Origin of the sequence: Sphingomonas sp. NBWT7, from assembly GCF_014217605.1 — a bacterium.
Classification (GTDB): Bacteria; Pseudomonadota; Alphaproteobacteria; order Sphingomonadales; family Sphingomonadaceae; genus Sphingomonas.
The window spans coordinates 2,507,912-2,528,228 of record NZ_CP043639.1; the positions used below are offsets into that span (position 1 = coordinate 2,507,912).

Genomic DNA, 20,317 nt, shown 5'->3' on the forward strand with positions numbered 1-20,317 from the left:
CCTACCCGGATTATTGCGGGCCGGGGCCGCCGCGGCCGGGCATGAAGCGGTAGGTGATCCGCCCCTTGGTCAGGTCGTACGGCGTCAACTCGACGAGCACTTCGTCACCGACGAGCACGCGGATGCGGTTCTTACGCATCTTGCCCGCGGTGTGGCCCAGGATTTCATGGTCGTTCTCCAGCCGCACGCGGAACATCGCGTTGGGAAGGAGCTCGACCACCTGGCCGCGCATTTCGAGAAGTTCTTCTTTCGCCAAACAATTACACTTTCTGCGGATGATCGCGCGCGCCCATAGCCCAAGCGTCGCCGGAATGAAAGGCGCGCGGCATCACGGAACGCAAACTGGTGTGCGGCCTAGATCGTGCTGCCCGGCGTGTCGATCAAGCCCCGCCGCCCGCCATGCTCACACCAGCATGCCCTGCAGCAGCTTGGGCAACGCACCGCTCTCGCCGCGCGCCTCGGCCATGAAGCGGTTCTTGAGCGGCGGGATCGCATCGACCGCCGAGATTCCCAGTCGCCGCACCGCGCTCGCCGCGCGACCGGGAATCCCGAACAGCCGCGTCAGCGTGTCGGTCGCGCCGGCGACCAGCATCGTGTCGAGGCTGCGCCAGCGCTGATACCGCGCGAGGAGTTGAGCGTCGCCCGGCTCCAACCCAAGCCGGCGTCCTTCGACCAGCACCTCCGCCAGCGCCGCGACGTCGCGGAAGCCGAGGTTGAGCCCCTGCCCCGCGATCGGATGAATGCCGTGCGCCGCATCGCCGACCAGCGCCAGCCGCTCGGCGGTGATCGTCGCCGCGTGGTGGAAGCCGAGCGGATAGCTCGCGCGCGGGCTCGCTTTCGACAGCGCGCCGAGGAACCCGCCCATCCGCTGCTCCGCCTCAGCCAGGAAGCCGCGATCGCCGAGCTTGAGCATCCCCGGCGCGTGCGCCGCCTTCACCGTCCACACGATCGCAGAGCGGTGCCCGTCCGCATCGTCGACCAGCGGCAGCAGCGCGAACGGCCCGGCCGCGTAGAAGATCTCGTACGCGATATTCTCGTGCGACCGCTCGTGATGGAACGCGCCGATGATCGCGGCGTGGTCGTAGCGCCAATGCGCGGTCGCGATCCCCGCTGCCGCGCGGGTCGGCGAGTTGCGCCCCTCCGCGGCAACGAGCAGCGACGCCGTCACCTCACTGCCGTCACTCAGCGTAGCGCGCACGCCGCTCGTCGAACGATCGACGCTGGTTGCGCGCGTCAGCGACCGGAAATCGACGCCGCTCTCCCCGATCGCGTCGGCCAGCGCGCGCCGGATCGCGCGATTCTCGTACATCGTGCCAAGCGCGCCGTCGTCGGCATCAGGAATGAAATCGAGCTTCCCCGGCTCCAGCCCGTCGCTCACCCGGATCTGCCGGATCGCGCAGCCCTGCCCGGCCAGCCGCTCGGCCACCCCGATCGCCTCGAGCATGCGGTGGCTCGCGCTCGCCACCGCAGAGGCACGCCCGTCGAACCCGGGCGCTAGCGTCACCGCCGGATCGGCAGGATCGACGACGATCACCGACAGGCCATGCCGGTCTAGCGCCAGCGCGAGCGTGCTGCCGACCAGCCCGCCTCCAAGGATCAGAACGTCCGCGTGAACCATGTGGGCGACCTTAGCGGGGCAAGAGGAGAAGCGGAACCGCGCAATCCGGTATGATCGCGTGTCGCGGCCACCGCCGTTAACCGTGCCCGCGGCACCACAGTTCCCCGCGGATCGTGCGCGCCCTGCTTGACGGCGGCGGCGGCGCGGCGGACAATCGGGCGGGCGTTTTTTCCAGGCATTTCGGGGGCGGTACGATGGCGAGCAGGGCGCAACCGTCCTTGTGGCGCGAGACGGTGAAGGCGGGGGCGGTGCGCAGCGGCGCACTCGTCACCGCGCTCGCGCTGTTCGCGGCGACGGCGCTGATGGCACTCGCACTCGCCAGTTATCGGCCGAGCGACGCTGCGCTCAACACCGCGGCGGCCGGCACCACCGGCAATCTCGTCGGCGTGCCCGGCGCGTGGTTCGCCGATCTTGCGCTCACAATCTTCGGCCCGGCGGTCGCGCTGCTGCTGCCGATCGCGCCGATCGTCGCCCTGCGGCTGTGGCGTGAGCAGCCGGCGGGCGCGTGGCAGCAGATGCTGCGCCAGGCGGTGCTTGGCGTCGCGCTGATGGCGGTGGCGCTCGCCTGCGTCGCCGACGATGCGGTACTCGCACTGCCGTTCGGCTGGGGCGGCGCGATCGGGCTCGGCGGGGTCGCCGCCGCGCGCGCCGGCCTCGCCTATGCCAACAACCCGCTGATCGAATGGTGGAGCATCGTTGCGCTCGGCATCGTCACCGGCATTGCCGGCGCGATCGTGTGGGGCCGCAGCCTCGAGGTCGACATGCCGCGCGGCTGGATCGCGCGCCGCCGCGCGCGCCGCGCCGCCGCCTTCGATGACGGTTACGCCGACGAGTTCGACGATGCGATCGACGACGAGCCGATCGAGCTCAAGCGCAAGGTCGTCACCCCGCGCGCGGTCGCGCAGCCCGATACCCGCCCGGCGCCCGTCATCAACGATCGCGCCGCCGCCCCCGCCAGCGTCACCAAGCCGCCGCGCCAGCCCAAGCTCGACCTACGCGACGATTACGCACTGCCGACGCTCGACATGCTCACCCCCGCCCCGTCCAAGCAGGGTGGCACGATCGACAAGACCGCGCTCGAGCGCAATGCGCGGCTGCTCGAGACGGTGCTCGACGATTTCAACGTCAAGGGATCGATCGTCGAGGTACGCCCCGGCCCCGTCGTGACGATGTACGAGCTCGAGCCCGCGCCCGGCATCAAGGCCACGCGCGTCGTCAGCCTCGCCGACGATATCGCGCGCAACATGAGCGCGATTTCAGCCCGCGTCGCGACGATCCCCGGCCGCACCGTGATCGGCATCGAATTGCCCAACGCGCGCCGCGAGACGGTGTCGCTGCACGAACTGATCCGCAGCCAGGCGTTCGAGGATCAGAACGCCTCGCTCCCCGTCATTCTGGGCAAGAACATCGCCGGCGATCCCGTCATCGCCGATCTCGCGCCGATGCCGCACCTCCTCGTCGCCGGCACCACCGGGTCGGGCAAGTCGGTCGGCCTCAACGCGATGATCCTGTCGCTGCTCTATCGGCTCACCCCCGATCAGTGCCGCATGATCATGATCGATCCCAAGATGCTCGAACTGTCGATGTATGACGACATTCCGCATCTCCTCTCCCCCGTCGTCACCGATCCCGCCAAGGCGGTGCGCGCGCTGAAATGGGCGGTCGAGCAGATGGAGGATCGCTATCGCCAGATGTCCTCGCTCGGGGTGCGCAGCCTCTCGGGCTTCAACGACAAGGTGCGCGCCGCCAAGGCGAAGGGCGCGCCGCTGGGGCGCAAGGTACAGTCGGGCTGGGACGAGAACGGCCGCCCGGTCTATGAAGAGGAGCAGCTCGACTATCAGGTGCTGCCGCAGATCGTCGTGATCGTCGACGAGCTTGCAGATCTGATGATGACGGCCGGCAAGGAGGTCGAATTCCTTATCCAGCGGCTCGCGCAGAAGGCGCGCGCCGCGGGCATCCACCTCATCATGGCGACGCAGCGCCCATCGGTCGACGTCATCACCGGCGTCATCAAGGCGAATTTGCCGACGCGGATCAGCTTCCACGTCACCTCGAAGATCGATTCGCGCACTATCCTGGGCGAACAGGGCGCGGAACAGCTGCTCGGCAAGGGCGACATGCTCTACATGCCCGGCGGCAAGGGCATCGTGCGCGTCCACGGCCCGTTCGTCAGCGACGAGGAAGTGCAGCGCGTCACCGATCACTGGCGCGCACAGGGCCAGCCCGATTACGTTTCGTCCGTCACCGAGGAGCCCGAGCAGAGCTTCGAACTCGAAGGCGCACCGACCGGCGAGGATTCGGCCGAGGACCAGCAGTATCGCGCCGCGATCCAGCTCGTCTGCGGCAGCCAGAAGGCGTCGACCTCGTGGCTGCAGCGCCAGCTGCGTATCGGCTACAATTCCGCCGCGCGCCTCATCGAGCGGATGGAAAAGGACGGCATCGTCGGCCGCCCCGACCACGTCGGCCGCCGCGAGGTGCTACGCGACACCGACGGCCAGCCGATCTAGGCGGGCGCTAGGCGACAACGTTGCCGCTCGAGCGTGCTGCGATCTACCCTGGTCAATAGCGATCATTTGCCAGCGGCGCTGCCACGCATAGGTAAGGCATTCTGCCCGAACCGCCGATATCGTCGATCACCTGATATCGTCAGTCGGTCCGAACCGACGCTCAAGCGCGCGCAACGTGTCGTCGAACCGATCCATCGCGCGCGAATGGTTCCGGTCCAGCTCGCGTGCCGGTGCGAGCGTGATTCGGCAGCTGGTCGTGATGATGAAGTCGGGATCGGGCCCGTATCGACTCTCATGGTAACGCGTCAGCGCCCTGATCCGCGCGCCGTATCGCCGATTGAATAGTGCGGCGTAGCGGGCGCCCGTGCGGCGATCACACAAGCGGCTGCCGCTGGCGTCGACACTTGCCGCGTACAGCGCTTCGGACAAATTGCCCGGCGCCGGGGCGCTGACCGCGATCGTAAACTGAGCAGCAACGATTGCGGCTAGCACCAGTATCGCTCCCTCCCCACGCCTTTCCTCATCAAACCCGTCGGCTCGTAGCTCTACTCAAGATCGTCGCGCCTTAGATCAGCCGAACCGCGCCACGCTGTCCGAAACCATGCGAACGAGATCGACCTGCCCCGACGTCCGCGTCTTGGCATAGACACGCTTCGAGTAATTGCGCGCGGTCTCGATCGTCAGCCCGAGCGCCGCGGCCGCCGTCGTCAGTGACGCCCCCGCCCCGATCGCTGCCGCGAAGCGCGCCTCGCTCGGCGCTAGTCCGTGCAGCGTCGCCAAAACCGCGGCGCGCATGGCGGGATCCCCGCCATCCTTGGTAGAGACCAGCCCGATCGCCGCCGCCGGCGTCGCCGTCATCGCCATTTCGATCGACGCGGCCGGCAGCAGCAGCATCGCGGCCGGCCCCCTGCCCTCCAGCGGCACTGCCAACGCGTCGCGCGGCGTTTGGCAGAAGTTGGCGATTGCCATCGCCGCGTCGCGGCCCACTGGCCCGACACCGCGGCGCGCACCAAGCCGCTCCCCGATCCCATTGCCGAACGTTGCTTCGGCTACCGCCGACATCGCCAGCACGCGCGCGTCCTGCGCCAGCGCGATCCATCCCACACCGGCGCGCGCGAGGGCCGCCGCACCGCTGTTGTCACGCACCGCATGGCGGTCGAGCGCCTGCCGCGTACGCACGGCGATCGCGAGGTGCGGCGCTAGGCCCGTCAGCACGGCCCCATCGGCCGCCGCGAAATCGCGCTGCCCGCGCCAGATCGCCAGCCAGGCGCTCGCCCCGTCACCACTCTCGACGCGTACGATGCGGCCGACGCCCGGCGCATCCGCATCGCACTCCTCGAGCCCGTAGACACGGCCCGCCCGCAACGTTCCCTGCCATGCCCTGCCACGCATCCCCGTCTGCAAGCCCGACGCGAACCCGACCACTGCCGCATCATTCGCCGGCTGCACGTCAATCATTGCGCCATCGGCACGCGTGCGCTGCCGCAACCGATCGAGGAACATCGCCCAGGGCGTCTGCTCATGGACCCCCTCGTGCAACGGCATCACTAGATCGGTGAAGTCCGAACGCATCATCGCCATGAAGCACCCTCCCATATGGGAGATGCCATGTCACGCGTTGCGCATCATGTTCCACGTGGATCATCGGAGCCTTCATGACCGCGTATAGTCTCACCCATCTCGAACGGCTCGAAGCTGAGTCGATTCACATCATGCGCGAGGTCGTTGCCGAGAGTGAGCGACCGGTAATGCTCTATTCGGTGGGCAAGGATTCGGCGGTCATGCTGCACCTTGCCCGCAAGGCCTTCTACCCCGCCCCGCCGCCCTTCCCGCTGCTCCACGTCGACACCACGTGGAAGTTCAAGGCGATGTACGAGCTGCGCGATCGTATGGCGCGCGAGAGCGGAATGGAGCTCCTCGTTCACAAGAACCCGGAGGCCGAGACGCGCGGGATCAATCCGTTCGATCACGGTCCCCTGCACACCGATATGTGGAAGACCGAGGGGCTGAAGCAGGCGCTCGACAAATACGGTTTCGACGTTGCCTTCGGCGGCGCACGCCGCGACGAGGAGAAGAGCCGCGCCAAGGAACGTGTCTTCTCGTTCCGCTCGGCCAATCACCGCTGGGATCCTAAGAACCAGCGCCCGGAACTGTGGAACCTCTACAATGCCCGCAAGGCGCGCGGCGAGAGCATACGCGTTTTTCCGATCTCGAATTGGACCGAGCTGGATATCTGGCAGTACATCCAGCTCAACGACATACCGATCGTCCCGCTTTACTTCTCGGCGAAGCGCCCGACCGTCGAGCGAGACGGGCTGCTGCTGATGGTCGACGACGATCGCTTCCCGCTGCGCGCGGGCGAGGTTCCGGTCGAACGATCGATCCGTTTCCGCACGCTCGGCTGCTACCCACTCACCGGCGCGGTCGAGAGCGAGGCGGCAACTCTGTCGGACGTGATCCAGGAAATGCTGCTCACTACCACCAGCGAGCGCCAAGGCCGCGCGATCGACAAGGATGCCGGCGCCGCCAGCATGGAAAAGAAGAAGCAGGAGGGATATTTCTGATGCTGCAAAGTGGTACTTTGCAGCAGGCCGGAATGGCGCCCGCTTCTTTCGCTCCCTCGGTCATCCCCGCGCTGGCGAAGACGCGGACGCGCTGCCGCCTCGATCACCGTGAAACGTCGAGCTTATCGATTCCCGCGTTCGTGCGGATGACGAGGTAATCATGTCCAGCATCGTTCAAACCACCGTCGATCAGCAATCCGCCTACCAGGTCGATGCGCTCATCGCGCAGGACATCGACGCCTATCTCGATCGCCACCAGCACAAGTCGCTGCTCCGCTTTATCACCTGCGGTTCGGTCGACGATGGCAAGTCGACGCTGATCGGCCGCCTGCTCTATGATTCGAAGATGATCTTCGAGGATCAGCTGGCCGCGCTCGAATCCGATTCGAAGAAAGTCGGCACACAGGGACAGGAGATCGACTTCGCCCTTCTCGTCGACGGCCTCGCTGCCGAGCGCGAGCAGGGCATCACGATCGACGTCGCCTATCGCTTCTTCGCGACCGAGAAACGCAAGTTCATCGTCGCCGACACGCCGGGCCACGAACAGTACACCCGCAACATGGTCACCGGCGCCTCGACCGCCGATCTCGCGGTAATCCTGATCGACGCACGCAAGGGCGTGCTTACGCAGACGCGCCGCCACTCGTACCTCGCGCACCTCATCGGAATCCGGAACATCGTGCTCGCTGTGAACAAGATGGACCTCGTCGGTTACGACCAAGCCCGCTTCGACGAGATCGTCGCCGACTATACCGCCTTTGCGGAATCGATCGGCATCGCCGATTTCACCGCGCTGCCGATCTCGGGGTTCAAGGGCGACAATATCACCGCCCGCTCGTCAAACACCCCGTGGTACAGCGGCCCGTCACTGGTCGAGCATCTCGAGACTGTCGAGATCGATACTGAAGCCGATCAGGCAAAACCCTTTCGCTTGCCAGTGCAGTGGGTCAACCGCCCCAACCTCGATTTCCGCGGCTTTGCCGGTCTCATCGCGAGCGGCACGATCAAGCCGGGCGACCCCGTCCGCATCCTTCCCTCGGGCAAGACCTCGACCGTCGCACGCATCGTCACGCTCGACGGTGATCTCGACCAGGCGGTGGCCGGCCAGTCGATTACGCTCACGCTTGCGGACGAGATCGATTGCTCGCGCGGGGACGTCATCGCGGCCGCCGATGCCCCGCCGCAGGTCGCCGACCAGTTCGAGGCAACGATCGTCTGGATGGCTGAGGACGAGATGCTGCCCGGCCGCTCCTACTGGCTGAAGCTCGGCACGCAGACCGCGACCGCGACGGTGCAGGCGCCGAAATATCAGATCAACGTCAACACGATGGAGCAGCTTGCGGCGAAGACCCTTGATCTCAATGCGATCGGCGTCGCCAATCTGTCGACCGACAAGCCGCTGGTGTTCGAACCCTATGCCGATAGCCATGCGCTGGGCAGGTTCATCCTCGTCGACAAGCTGACCAACGCCACCGTTGCCGCGGGCATGCTCCACTTCGCGCTGCGCCGCGCGCAGAACGTCCACTGGCAGCCGACCGACGTCAGCCGCGAAACGCTCGCCGCGCTCAAGAACCAGAAGCCCGTCGTCCTGTGGTTCACCGGCCTCTCGGGCGCCGGCAAATCGACCATCGCCAATATCGTCGAGAAGAAGCTGGTGCGGATGAACCGCCACACCTTCCTGCTCGATGGCGACAACGTGCGCCACGGCCTCAACCGCGATCTCGGCTTCACCGATGCAGATCGCGTCGAGAACATCCGCCGCGTCGGTGAGGTCGCCAAGCTGATGACCGACGCCGGCCTGATCGTCGTCACCGCGTTCATCTCACCCTTCCGCGCCGAACGCGACATGGTGCGCCAGATGATGCGCCCTGGCGAGTTCATCGAAGTGCACATCGACACCTCGCTTGAGGAAGCCGAGCGCCGCGACGTCAAGGGCCTCTACGCCAAGGCGCGCGCGGGACAACTCGCCAACTTCACCGGCATCGACAGTCCGTACGAGCCGCCAGAGGATCCCGAGATCCGCATCGACACCGCGCAGCTGACGCCGGAGGAAGCCGCCGAGCTGATCATTCAGAGGATCATCCCGTGAAAGCCGCCATGACCGATGCCGAACTCGCCGCGCACCTTGCTGAGACCGCCGGCCGCATCCTGATCGAGGTGCGCAATGCCGGCATCTTCTCCGACAAGGCGCTCGGCAAGGCGGGTGACCAAACCGCCAACCAGTTCCTCGTCCACGCGATCCGCGAGGCACGCCCCAACGACGGGCTGCTGTCGGAGGAGATGAAGGACGATGGCGCGCGGCTCGCCAAGTCACGCGTCTGGATCGTCGATCCCGTCGATGGCACGCGCGAATATGGCGAGAAGCGCGCCGATTGGGCGGTTCATGTCGGTCTCGCGATCGATGGCGAACCCGTGATCGGCGCGGTGGCGCTGCCCGATGCCGGGCTCGTGCTGCGTTCCGATCATCCCGCGCCGGTACCGCCCTCGCCCACGCCGCTGCGTATGCTCGTCAGCCGCACGCGTCCGGCGAAGGAGGCGCTCGCGGTCGCCGAGCGGCTCGGCGCCGATCTCGTCCCGATGGGCTCGGCGGGCGCCAAGGCGATGGCCGTCGTGCGCGGTGATGCCGACATCTACCTCCACTCGGGCGGACAGTTCGAATGGGATTCGATGGCTCCGGTCGCGGTGGCGCTGGCGCACGGACTGCACTGCTCGCGGATCGACGGTAGCCCGCTGATCTACAACCAACAGGAAGTCTATCTGCCCGATCTGCTGATCTGTCCCAAGCCACTCGCCACCGAAATACTGACGATCATCGCCGGTCTCGACACCGCCACATGACCATTCGCCTGACGCGGCGCGGGATGGTCAGCCCACGACGCGGCGGTTAGATCGCGTCGGATGGAGTATATCGCGTTAAAACAGTTCGTCGCCGACATGATCGCGCCCGGCAGCGATTCGCTCGCGCACGTCCACGGCGGCATGGCAGTGCTGCTTCTAGCCAGGTTGATCACACGGCGCTCGCTCGCCACACCGATACCGCTCGCCTGCGTCGTCGTAATGCAGGCGCTGAACGAGTGCATCGATCGCTACAATCACGGGTCATGGCGCTGGCCCGATACGATCGGTGACACGATCAACACGCTGTTCTGGCCGATCGTGCTCTTCGTCGGCCTGCGCTGGCGGCGGCAGCGCGAGCGATAGAAACACCGCTCCTACCGCCGCCCGCTGTTCACCCGAGATGCTCGGCGAAAAACGCCGCGGTGCGCTGATCCGCCAGCGTCGCCGACTTTTCCGAGCGGCGGTCGCCCATCTCGGTCGCGAAGCCGTGATCCTCGCCGGCGTAATCGTACAGCGTGACCTTCGGATGATCGTCGAGCCCGGCGTGCATCGCCGCCTGCGTCGCCTTGTCGACAAAACCGTCCTCGGTCGGGATATGCAACAGCACCGGGTTGGCGATCGCATGCTTCTCGCCGAGCAGCCCGTCGATCCCGACACCGTAATAGCCGACACTCGCGTCCACGTCGGTCCGGCACGCCGTCATGAACGCGAGACGCCCACCGAGGCAGTAGCCCACCGCGCCCACCTTCCCGGTACCGCCGAGCAGGTCGCGCGCGCGAAGGATCGTCGCCTCTATGTCGCGGATGCCGGCATCCTGGTCGAACTGGCCGAACAGGTCGAGACCAGCCTGCAATTCCTCGGGCACATCCGGGTTGAGCTCGACGCCCGGCTTGATGCGCCAGAACAGATCGGGCGCGATCGCGAGATAGCCTTGTGCCGCCAGCCGATCGCACTTCTGCCGGATCCCCGGATTGACGCCGAACACCTCCTGGATAACGACGATCGCGGCGCGCGGCGTATCGGACGGATCCGCGCGATAGGCCTTGAAATCGCCCTCGCCGTTCAGCGCCGTGACGTCGATCATCTCACCCATTGTTCTTCCTCTCAGCTAGGCAGCGCCCGCCACGGTTGCGATCGATACGCGATCGCGGGCATAGCACATCGCGGGTGACGCTATCGTCCCCGGCCATGGGGCTCAAGGGAGCGCGACGATGAAGGTCACGATCGAGGTCGATTGCACGCCGCAAGAGGCGCGCGGCGTCATGGGCTTGCCCGATCTCACGCCACTGCACGATCGCTACGTCACGATGATGCAGGAGACGATGCAGGGCAATCTGCGCCCCGAACTGCTCGAGAATATGGTCATGAGCTGGGCGCCGATGGGCGATGCCGGCGCCGCCTTCTGGCGCCGCCTGTTCGAGGCGGGAACCAAGCCGGGCGGCTGATGGACACGATCTTCGCGATCTCGAGCGGCCGTCCGCCCGCGGCGATCGCGGTGATGCGGATCAGCGGTCCCGCAGCGATCGCCGCCGCCTCGCAACTGGCGGGCTCCCTCCCCCCGCCGCGACACGCCGCCGTGCGAACCTTGCGCGATGGCGAGGACATCATCGACCGCGCGCTCGTCCTCGTCTTCCCCGAACCGAACACGGCGACAGGTGAGGACCTCGTCGAGCTACACCTCCATGGCGGCCGTGCCGTCGTCGCTGCCGTCGAGCACGCACTTGCCGCCATGCCGGGGTGCCGTCCGGCGACCGCCGGCGAATTCACCCGCCGCGCCCTATGCAACAACCGCATCGACTTAGTCCAGGCGCAGGGCCTCGCCGACCTTCTCGAGGCGGAGACCGAGCAGCAGCGTCGCCAGGCGATCATGCACGCCGAAGGCGCGATCAGCCGGCAGATCGCCGCGTGGATGGATGACCTCTCCGTACTGCGGGCCCTCGTCGAAGCGACGATCGACTTCGATGATGAGGGTGACGTGTCGCCGCTCGACGCGCTTGCGATCAATGGACGCATGGCAGCGATCGCTGCCGAGCTCTCCGCGGCGCTCGATCGCCCCTCGGTCGAGCGCTACCGTGACGGCCTTCGCGTCGTCCTGGTCGGCCTACCGAACGCGGGCAAATCGTCACTGTTCAATGCGCTGATCGGCCGCGACGCCGCGATTGTTTCGCCGGTCGCGGGCACCACGCGCGATCGTATCGAGGCGTCGGTCATCCGCCGTGGCGTAGCTTACACGCTGGTCGACACCGCAGGACTTCGCGATGCGACCGATGATCCGGTCGAGCAGATCGGTATCGCTCGTACGCGCCTCGCCCGTGACACTGCTGACATCGTCGTCGACCTGTCGGACGAAGCTACCACCGAGCCCCACACCATCACTGTCCACGCGCGTGCCGACGTTCGCGCCGACACACCGCGCGCAGGGTCGATCGTGACTGTATGCAGCGATCTGTCTTCGATCGACGGTTTGTGGGAGGCGATCGACAAGCAACAGCGCACGATCATCGGCGCTGGTGACGAAGCCGCTTTCCACGACCAGCAGAGACAGGCAATCGGCACCGCGCAAGCTGCTCTTACGGCTGCCCTCGCCAGCGACGATCTACTCGCGCAAGCCGAGGAACTACGTGTTGCCTCACAGGCGCTTGCAACGATCCTTGGCATCGATTCAACCGAAGCGATGCTGGATGCCCTTTTCAGTCGTTTCTGTGTCGGGAAATAATGTTTCACGTGGAACAGCAATTTGACGTCATCGTCGTCGGTGGAGGTCACGCCGGCACCGAAGCCGCCGCTGCCGCGGCTCGGCGAGGTGCGCGCGTAGCGCTTGTCACGCACGATCCATCCCGCATCGGCGCGATGTCGTGCAACCCGTCGATCGGCGGTCTCGGCAAGGGGCACCTCGTGCGCGAGGTCGATGCCTATGATGGGCTGATCGCACGCGCCGCCGACATGGCCGGTATCCACTATCGCATGCTCAATCGCAGCAAGGGACTCGCCGTCCAGGGCCCGCGGGCTCAAGCCGACCGCCGCCTTTATGCGCAGGCGATCCAGCAAATGCTGGCATCGAACCAGAACGTATCGATCGTTACCGGCGACGTGGCATCACTCTCGCTGACCTCCGATCGGATAACCGGCATTAAGCTGTCCGACGGCCGAGAGATCGCCGCGCCTAGCGTCATCCTCGCGACTGGCACCTTCCTCGGCGGCCGCATCTTTCGCGGATCGGACGAAACGTCTGGTGGCCGCGTCGGCGAGGCGGCAGCGATCCCGCTCGCCGCGCAGCTTCGCGCGCTCGCCCTTCCGATGGGCCGCCTCAAGACGGGCACCCCGCCCCGGCTCGATGGCCGCACGATCAACTGGGCGAAGCTCGAACCCCAACCTTCCGACACCGACCCTTGGACGATGTCGCCGACGACAACGAAACGCGCGCTGCCGCAACTTGCCTGTGCAATCACCCGCACCACGCCAACCGCTCATGCAATTATTGCCGACAATCTCCATCGCTCGCCGCTGCACACCGGTGCGATCGAAGGTCAGGGGCCGCGCTACTGCCCGTCGATCGAGGATAAGATCCGCCGTTTCGGCGACCGGGACGGTCACCAGATCTTCCTCGAACCTGAGGGCCTGAATGATCATATCATCTACCCCAACGGGATCTCCACCTCGCTGCCGACCGACGTGCAGGACGCTTTCATCCGCGCCATTCCCGGGCTCGAACGATGCGAAATCACGATGCCCGGCTATGCGGTCGAGTACGACCATATCGATCCGCGCGCGCTCGATGCGACACTGGCCCTGCCCGCACTCGACGGTCTGTTCCTGTGCGGACAGATCAACGGTACGACCGGCTATGAGGAGGCCGCCGCGCAAGGCCTGGTCGCCGGGGCGAACGCCGCCGCCCATGCGCTGTCACTCTCACCATTCGTCCCCGATCGCAGCAACAGCTATATCGGCGTGATGATCGACGATCTGATCCTGCAAGGCATCAGCGAGCCCTATCGCATGCTCACCGCCCGCGCTGAATATCGCCTGTCGCTGCGCGCGGACAATGCCGAAACACGGCTGACATCGCACGCCAAGGCGCTCGGCCTTCTGACACCAGATCGCCTCGCGCATGTCGAGCGACGCGACACACAACGCGCCGCCATCCAGAACGGCCGCGGAGACGCAGCGTTGCACGACGCCCACCTGATCCGCGAACACGAGGAGGACGTTCGCTACGCCCCCTACCTCGCCCGCCAAGCAGCGGAGGTCGAACGCATGAAGCGCGACAAGCGCATTACCATCGCCGCCGACCACGATCTCGATCGTATCGCCGGCTTGTCGAACGAGATGCGCGAGCGGCTACGCACGGCACGACCGCGCACCTTGGGCGAGGCGTCGCGCGTGCGTGGCGTCACGCCGGCCGCGCTGACCGCCCTGTGGCTCGACGCCAAGGCGCAACGATGACCGAGGACGAGGCACGCGCCGCGGTCGAGAGCATTGTCGGTACAACTGCAATGCCTAAGCTCGACAGGTTTGCCGACCGCGTCCGCCGCGAAAGCGGCGAGCAGAACCTCGTCGCGCGCGCGACCCTCGACACGTTCTGGCTGCGGCACATGCTAGACTCCGCGCAGCTTCTCCCCTTGGCCCCGGCGTCGATCAGTTCATGGATCGATGTAGGTACGGGAGCCGGCTTCCCCGGAATGGTTGTTGCCCTCGCCCGCGATATACCCGTGGCGCTGGTCGAGCCGCGTCGGATGCGCGCCAGCTTTCTTCAAGAAGTGATCGATGACGAAGGCCTAGCTCATCGCATTACCGTGCACCAATGCAAGGTCGAGCGCGTCGCGGCGACGACCGCTGGCGTCATCTCTGCCCGCGCGGTAGCGGCGCTCGCCGATTTGTTCTCCAGCACCGCCCATCTCGCGAACGATGAAACTGTGTACTTGCTCCCGAAAGGACAATCCGCCACGACGGAAATGAGCGACGCACGGCGGCAGTACGCTGGATTGTTCCACGTGGAACAGAGCCAAACTGAGCCGACATCCGGTATCATCGTCGCGTCAGGCGTGAGGAAGCATCGATGATCCGTATCGCGGTCGCCAACCAGAAAGGCGGGGTTGGCAAGACAACCTCCGCCATCAATCTGGCGACCGCGCTCGCGGCAACGGGCAAGCGCGTGCTGTTGATCGACCTCGATCCGCAGGGTAATGCCTCGACTGGCCTCGGCATCACCCAGGCGCAGCGCACCTCGTCGAGCTACAACGTCCTCGTCGATCAGGCGCCGATTGCGCAGGGTGTGGTAGCGAGCGGCATCCCGCGGCTCGACATCCTCCCCGCGACGGTCGACTTGTCAGGCGCCGAGATCGAGCTCGTCGAGCTCGATCAGCGGACGCATCGCCTCCATCGCGCGCTCGACGCCGCACCGGCGCGGTGGGATATCACGCTGATCGACTGCCCGCCCTCACTCGGCCTGCTGACGATGAACGCGATGGTCGCGGCGGATTCGCTGCTCGTGCCGTTGCAATGCGAGTTCTTCGCGCTTGAGGGCCTTAGCCAGTTGCTCACCACCGTCGAGCGGATACGCGCGCGGTTCAATCCATCGCTGTCGATCATCGGCGTCGCGCTCACCATGTACGATCGCCGCAACCGGTTGACCGAGCAGGTGTCGGCGGACGTCCGCGCAGTGCTTGGCCGCGTCGTCTTCGATACCGTCATCCCGCGCAATGTGCGCCTTTCGGAAGCGCCGAGCCATGGACTGCCCGCGCTGATCTACGATCACCGTTGCAGCGGCTCGCAAGCCTATATCACCCTCGCCCGCGAGCTGATCGCGCGACTCCCGCAGGTCGCGGAGGTCGCGGCATGACCGACAAGCGACCGCGCGGCGGGCTCGGCCGTGGCCTCAACGCGCTGCTGGGCGACATCTCGCGCGACGATTCACCCGTCGATCCGCAGGGTAGCCCGCCGAGCGGCGTCCGCATGATCCCGGTCAGCGCGATCGCGCCTCACCCCGAACAGCCGCGCCGCCATTTCGACGAGGATGCGCTTAACGAGCTCGCCGCCTCGATCGCGGAACGCGGCATCATCCAGCCGATCGTCGTCCGCCCACACGGCCATGATTATCAGATCGTCGCCGGCGAACGGCGCTGGCGCGCGGCACAGCGCGCCCGGCTGCACGAAGTGCCGGTCGTCATCCGCGACTATTCCGACGCCGAGACGCTGCAGATCGCGCTGGTCGAGAACATCCAGCGTCAGGATCTAAACGCGATCGAGGAAGCGGAGGCCTACAGTCGCTTGCTCGACGAGTTCGGCCACACGCAGGAGGTGCTCGCCAAGACGGTCCACAAGTCGCGCAGTCACGTCGCGAACCTGCTACGCCTGCTCGATCTCCCGTGCAGCGTCCAGGATCGGGTAATCGACGGCACGCTCAGCATGGGTCACGCCCGCGCGATCATCGGTGCGCCCGATGCCGAGGCGCTCGCCGACCAGGTCGTCGCCAAAGGCCTCTCGGTGCGCCAGACCGAGAAGCTCGCGCAGGTCGCCAAACCTGCCGCCACCCGCAACAAGGCGGCGCGATCCACGGGAACGCGTGAGGAGGCCGACAACGCCGACGTGGCCGCGCTCGAGCGCCAGCTCGGCGATCTTCTCGGGCTCAAGGTTCGTATCGCTTATAACGCCGGTGGCGGCACGCTGACGGTCGACTATTCGACGCTCGATCAGCTCGACATGATCTGTCAGCGGCTCAGCGGTGAGCCAATCTAGCGCGCCGTCAGCCGCCGGCGCGGCGACTGGCAAGCTCGATCATCGCCTGTGCCGGCAGGACGTTCCCCGCACTCGCGCCGCTCATCACCGATCGCTCCGCCGCGCGCACGATCGCCAGCGCGCCCGCCAGCGCCGCCGGTGACCAGCGGCGCAGCGCCGCTCCCGTCGCCGCCTCTTCCTTGAAGAACACACGGTGCCGCTTCATCACGCCGCCGATATCGGCCCCGCCCGCCACCTCGCCGCGCATCTCCGCCAGCGATGCCAGGCGCCGGGCTAACGCGCGCAACCACGGCACAGGCGAGACATTGGCCTCCTCCATCCGACGCAGCGCCTCCCCCAGCGCCGCCGGCTTGCCCGCCACCAGCGCGTCGATCACGTCGGACGCCTCGACCTCACCGAGATCGGCCCCGATCGCATCGAGCGCCGCATCCTCGGCCGTCACGGTACGCGTCGGATCGGCGTCTAGGTACAGCGCCAGTTTCTCGATCTCTCGCGCGATCACCGCGCGATCACCGCCGCCCGCCCCCGCCAGCCGCCGCGCGACCCCTGGCGCCAGCCGCAGGCCCTGCTCGCGCGCGATCTCGCCCACCACCCCCTCCAGCTGCTCCACGCCTGGCACGTAACACGCGAGCGTGAGCGCATTGGGCGCGTCGAGCGCGAGCTTGGCGAGCTTCGAGGTTGCCTTCAGCGTCGGGGCGATCACCACCACCGGATTCCCCGCGCGCTCGGCCTCCAGCAGTGCCGATACCGCCGCCAGGCTCTCCTCGCCCGCCCCCGTCACGCGCACGTGTCGCGCGGTGCCGAACAGCGACAGCGCCGCCGCCTCGTCCGCCAGCCGCGCCGGATCGCCGCGCAGCGTCGCGCCGTCGAGATCGATCCGCTCCGCATCGGGCCCCAGCGCGCGCGGCAGCCGATCGGCGAGCGCCATCGCCCCCGCCTCGTCGGGTCCGAACAACAGGTATAGCCGAATGTCGGCGGGCGGCCGGTCGAGCGCGGCCTTGAGGCGCGCCTCGGTCGCCTTCATTGCGCCGCCGGCGCCCGCCCGACGTAGAGCGCGACGCGCGTCAGGATCTGGTCGGCGATCGTCTCGGACAGCCGCTCGAGCGCGGTATTCTCCGCCGCGATCGTGGCATATTCCGATCCGACCACGTCGATCCCCGCGTCCGACCCGGCGGTCGCGTCGAGCACGACGCCGGCCTGCCCCACTTCGACCAATTGGTAGCGTGCGCGAAGCGTCCGCCGCTCGCGCGCCACCGAATCGTCGCGGCGGATGGCGAGCCCGGTGATCTGGTCGTCGAGCTTGATCTCCAACCGATAGCGCGCGCCCGCACCCTGCGGCTTGCCGAGCCGGTCACGCAGCGCATTGGCGACGAGCCACCCCGCCTTGCCCTCGATCGGCGCGATCTCGACCTGCGCCAGCGTCGCTGCGACCGGGCTCGACGAACCGCCAGCGTAGAGCGGCTTCAATCCGCACCCCGCCAGCAGCGGCAGCGCGAGCGCGATCCCCAGCAGCGAGCGCGGGAAGCGCCTCATGCGACGATATTCACCAGGCGGTCGGGCACCACGATTACCTTCTGCGGCGGCTTGCCGTCGAGCGCGCGGACGATCTTGTCGAGCCCCAACGCCTGCGCCTCGGCAACGTCCTTTGCTGCGCCCTTCGGCAGCACGATCGTGTCCTTGAGCTTGCCGTTCACCTGCACCGCGATCGTCACCTCGTCGTCGACCAGCATCGCCGGGTCGACCACAGGCCACGCCGCATCGGCGATCAGGCCGTCGCCGCCCTGCACCGCCCAGGCTTCCTCCGCGAGATGCGGCACCATCGGCGATACGATCCGCAGCAGCGTCGCGAGCGCCTCGGCGCGATCGCGCGACGGCGCCGCTTTGTCGATCGCATTGGCGAGCGTGTAGATCAGCGCCACCGCCTTGTTGAACTGCAACCCTTCGATCGCCTCGGCAACGCCCTTGACGGTGCGATGCGCCACCTTGCGCAGGCCGACGTCATCACCTTCGCCGACGGTATCGTCACCGATCAGCCGCCACAGCCGCTGAATGAAGCGCCACGCCCCCTCGATGCCGTTCTCGCTCCACTCGAGATCGCGCTCGGGCGGCGAGTCGGACAGCATGAACCAGCGCACCGCGTCCGCACCGTATTGGTCGACGATCGGCTCGGGATCGATCGTGTTCTTCTTCGATTTGGACATCTTCTCGATGCGGCCGACCGTCACCGGCTGACCGGTTGCCGTCTCGACACCGCCCTCGATCTCGCCCGGCGACAGCCAGCGGCCGTCCGACGACTTGTACGTCTCGTGCGTTACCATGCCCTGCGTGAACAGGCCGGCGAACGGCTCGGCGACATCGATCAGGTCGACCGCCTTCAGCGCGCGCGTCCAGAAGCGCGCGTAGAGCAGGTGGAGAATCGCATGTTCCACCCCGCCGATATACTGATTCACCGGCAGCCACTGCTCGGCCACCGCGCGGTCGAACGGGCGGTCACTCGGCTGGCTGGCGAAGCGGATGAAATACCAGGATGAATCGGCGAACGTGTCGAGCGTGTCGGTCTCGCGCACCGCGTCGGCGCCGCACGACGGGCAGGCGACATGCTTCCACGTCGGATGGCGATCGAGCGGATTGCCCGGCACGGCGAAGCTCACGTCCTCGGGCAGCACGACGGGCAACTGATCCGCCGGCACCGGCACCGCGCCGCACGCGCCACAGTGAATGATCGGGATCGGCGTCCCCCAGTAGCGCTGGCGGCTGACGCCCCAGTCGCGCAGGCGGAATACGGTGGTCCCCTCGCCCCAACCGCCAGCCTCGGCGCGCTGGATCACGGTGCGCTTGGCATCCTCCACGTCCATCCCGTCGAGGAAGTGCGAATTCACCAGCGTACCCGGCCCGGTATAGGCCTCGGCACCGTCGAAGTCGGGGGCATCCTTGTCGCCTTCCGAGACAACGCGGCGGATCGGCAGCGCGTATTTGGTGGCGAACTCGAAATCGCGCTGGTCGTGCGCCGGCACACCGAATACCGCGCCGACGCCATAATCCATCAGCACGAAATTGGCGATATACACCGGCAGCTGCCACGTCGGATCGAACGGGTGCGTCGCCTTCAGTCCGGTGTCGAAGCCCTTCTTCTCCTGCGTCTCCAGCTCGGCCGCGGTGGTGCCGCCGCGCTTGCATTCCGCGATGAAGTCCGCCGCCGCCGGGTCCCGTGCCGCCGCCTGCTGCGCGAGCGGGTGATCCGCCGCCACCGCGACGAAGCTCGCGCCGAAGATCGTGTCGGGCCGCGTGGTATAGACCTCGACCACGCCCTCGCCGGTGCCGGCCGCATCGCTGAGCGCGAAGCGGAACGTCAGTCCCTGGCTCTTGCCGATCCAGTTCTCCTGCATCAGCCGGACCTTGTCGGGCCAATCCTTAAGCTCGCCCAGCCCCTTCAGCAGATCGTCGGCGAAGGCGGTGATCTTGAGGAACCACTGGTTCAGCTTGCGCTTCTCGACCAGCGCGCCCGATCGCCAGCCGCGCCCGTCGATCACCTGCTCATTGGCGAGCACGGTCATGTCGACCGGGTCCCAGTTCACCGCGCTCTCACGGCGATAAACGAGACCCGCCTCGTAGAATTTGAGGAACAGCGCCTGCTCATGCCCGTAGTAATCGGGATCGCAGGTGGCGAACTCGCGCGTCCAGTCGAGCGCGAAGCCCAGCCGCTTCAGCTGCGCCTTCATCGTCGCGATATTGTCGCGCGTCCAGCCGCCGGGGTGCACCCCCTTTTCCATCGCGGCATTTTCCGCGGGCATGCCGAATGCGTCCCACCCCATCGGGTGGAGCACTTCCATGCCGTTCATCCGCCGGAAGCGCGCCAGCACGTCGCCCATCGTGTAGTTGCGCACGTGCCCCATGTGGATGCGCCCCGAGGGATAGGGGAACATCTCGAGCACGTAGCTCTTCGGCTTGGGCGAGGCGTCGTTCGCGGCAAAGGTCGCGCGCTTGTCCCACACGCGCTGCCATTTCGCATCGGCGGCGAGCGCATTGAAGCGTTGGCCGGTCCCCGAACTCATCGC

The 20,317-nt window shown here is 66.9% G+C and carries 19 protein-coding genes; 11 read left to right on the top strand and 8 right to left on the bottom strand.

Going from position 1 to position 20,317, the window contains the following annotated elements; all coding sequences use genetic code 11:
• Window positions 1–10: 10 nt before the first annotated feature.
• On the bottom strand, window positions 11–256 hold the full coding sequence (gene infA / locus F1C10_RS12165) for a translation initiation factor IF-1 (protein ID WP_026325702.1): 246 nt from the start codon (window positions 254–256) through the stop codon (window positions 11–13).
• A gap of 147 nt (window positions 257–403) precedes the next feature.
• A complete protein-coding gene (locus tag F1C10_RS12170; RefSeq protein ID WP_185206523.1) occupies window positions 404–1,618 on the bottom strand; it encodes a UbiH/UbiF/VisC/COQ6 family ubiquinone biosynthesis hydroxylase in 1,215 nt (404 codons plus the stop codon).
• A gap of 194 nt (window positions 1,619–1,812) precedes the next feature.
• Between F1C10_RS12170 and F1C10_RS12175 the strand changes: the two genes are divergently transcribed.
• Window positions 1,813–4,125: a DNA translocase FtsK 4TM domain-containing protein gene (locus F1C10_RS12175; RefSeq protein ID WP_185206525.1), complete on the top strand. Its 2,313-nt coding sequence runs from the start codon at window positions 1,813–1,815 to the stop codon at window positions 4,123–4,125.
• Window positions 4,126–4,251: 126 nt separating this feature from the next.
• On the opposite strand, the gene F1C10_RS12180 is transcribed toward F1C10_RS12175, so the two are convergent.
• Both F1C10_RS12180 and F1C10_RS12185 read right to left on the bottom strand, forming a co-directional pair.
• The gene (locus tag F1C10_RS12180) at window positions 4,252–4,617 is read right to left on the bottom strand and encodes a hypothetical protein (protein WP_185206527.1); all 366 of its coding nucleotides are present in this window, start codon (window positions 4,615–4,617) and stop codon (window positions 4,252–4,254) included.
• Window positions 4,618–4,695: 78 nt separating this feature from the next.
• On the bottom strand, window positions 4,696–5,706 hold the full coding sequence (locus F1C10_RS12185) for a hypothetical protein (RefSeq protein WP_185206529.1): 1,011 nt from the start codon (window positions 5,704–5,706) through the stop codon (window positions 4,696–4,698).
• 74 nt (window positions 5,707–5,780) lie between these two features.
• Here F1C10_RS12185 and cysD point away from each other — a divergent pair, with 74 nt between their 5' ends.
• From cysD to F1C10_RS12205, 4 genes are all read left to right on the top strand, one after another.
• Window positions 5,781–6,689, top strand: coding sequence for a sulfate adenylyltransferase subunit CysD (gene cysD / locus F1C10_RS12190; RefSeq protein ID WP_185206531.1), 909 nt, complete (start codon window positions 5,781–5,783; stop codon window positions 6,687–6,689).
• Window positions 6,690–6,849: 160 nt separating this feature from the next.
• Window positions 6,850–8,778, top strand: coding sequence for a sulfate adenylyltransferase subunit CysN (gene cysN, locus F1C10_RS12195; RefSeq protein ID WP_185206533.1), 1,929 nt, complete (start codon window positions 6,850–6,852; stop codon window positions 8,776–8,778).
• An 8-nt stretch (window positions 8,779–8,786) separates the two neighbouring features.
• The gene (locus F1C10_RS12200) at window positions 8,787–9,527 is read left to right on the top strand and encodes a 3'(2'),5'-bisphosphate nucleotidase CysQ (RefSeq protein WP_185210218.1); all 741 of its coding nucleotides are present in this window, start codon (window positions 8,787–8,789) and stop codon (window positions 9,525–9,527) included.
• Between the two features lie 60 nt (window positions 9,528–9,587).
• Complete coding sequence (locus tag F1C10_RS12205; RefSeq protein WP_185206535.1) at window positions 9,588–9,890, top strand: hypothetical protein; 303 nt, start codon at window positions 9,588–9,590, stop codon at window positions 9,888–9,890.
• 28 nt (window positions 9,891–9,918) lie between these two features.
• Here F1C10_RS12205 and F1C10_RS12210 read toward each other — a convergent pair whose 3' ends face one another.
• Window positions 9,919–10,620, bottom strand: coding sequence for a dienelactone hydrolase family protein (locus F1C10_RS12210; protein WP_185206537.1), 702 nt, complete (start codon window positions 10,618–10,620; stop codon window positions 9,919–9,921).
• 118 nt (window positions 10,621–10,738) lie between these two features.
• Between F1C10_RS12210 and F1C10_RS12215 the strand changes: the two genes are divergently transcribed.
• From F1C10_RS12215 to F1C10_RS12240, 6 genes are read left to right on the top strand one after another with little or no spacing between them, the layout of a single operon-like run.
• Entirely contained in the window at window positions 10,739–10,972 is a 234-nt protein-coding gene (locus tag F1C10_RS12215; protein WP_185206539.1) for a DUF6489 family protein, read from the top strand.
• Window positions 10,972–12,243 (top strand): tRNA uridine-5-carboxymethylaminomethyl(34) synthesis GTPase MnmE, encoded by a 1,272-nt coding sequence (mnmE, locus tag F1C10_RS12220; protein WP_185206540.1) that lies wholly within the window; start codon window positions 10,972–10,974, stop codon window positions 12,241–12,243. Before F1C10_RS12215 ends, mnmE begins: the two co-directional genes overlap by 1 nt.
• Entirely contained in the window at window positions 12,243–13,970 is a 1,728-nt protein-coding gene (mnmG, locus tag F1C10_RS12225) for a tRNA uridine-5-carboxymethylaminomethyl(34) synthesis enzyme MnmG (RefSeq protein WP_185206542.1), read from the top strand. Before mnmE ends, mnmG begins: the two co-directional genes overlap by 1 nt.
• Complete coding sequence (locus tag F1C10_RS12230; RefSeq protein WP_185206543.1) at window positions 13,967–14,587, top strand: 16S rRNA (guanine(527)-N(7))-methyltransferase RsmG; 621 nt, start codon at window positions 13,967–13,969, stop codon at window positions 14,585–14,587. Before mnmG ends, F1C10_RS12230 begins: the two co-directional genes overlap by 4 nt.
• Window positions 14,584–15,366, top strand: a complete 783-nt coding sequence (locus F1C10_RS12235; protein ID WP_185206545.1) for a ParA family protein — start codon at window positions 14,584–14,586, stop codon at window positions 15,364–15,366. The genes F1C10_RS12230 and F1C10_RS12235 overlap by 4 nt, the downstream gene beginning before the upstream one ends.
• Window positions 15,363–16,262 (top strand): ParB/RepB/Spo0J family partition protein, encoded by a 900-nt coding sequence (locus F1C10_RS12240; RefSeq protein WP_185206547.1) that lies wholly within the window; start codon window positions 15,363–15,365, stop codon window positions 16,260–16,262. Before F1C10_RS12235 ends, F1C10_RS12240 begins: the two co-directional genes overlap by 4 nt.
• 7 nt (window positions 16,263–16,269) lie before the next feature.
• Here the strand turns inward: F1C10_RS12240 and holA are convergent, their stop codons facing one another.
• The 3 genes from holA to leuS are packed head-to-tail and all read right to left on the bottom strand — an operon-like array spanning window position 16,270 to window position 20,314.
• Window positions 16,270–17,286 (bottom strand): DNA polymerase III subunit delta, encoded by a 1,017-nt coding sequence (holA, locus tag F1C10_RS12245; RefSeq protein WP_185206549.1) that lies wholly within the window; start codon window positions 17,284–17,286, stop codon window positions 16,270–16,272.
• Entirely contained in the window at window positions 17,283–17,795 is a 513-nt protein-coding gene (lptE, locus tag F1C10_RS12250) for an LPS assembly lipoprotein LptE (RefSeq protein WP_185206550.1), read from the bottom strand. Before lptE ends, holA begins: the two co-directional genes overlap by 4 nt.
• Window positions 17,792–20,314, bottom strand: coding sequence for a leucine--tRNA ligase (gene leuS, locus F1C10_RS12255; RefSeq protein WP_185206552.1), 2,523 nt, complete (start codon window positions 20,312–20,314; stop codon window positions 17,792–17,794). The genes lptE and leuS overlap by 4 nt, the downstream gene beginning before the upstream one ends.
• Between the last annotated feature and the right edge of the window lie 3 nt (window positions 20,315–20,317).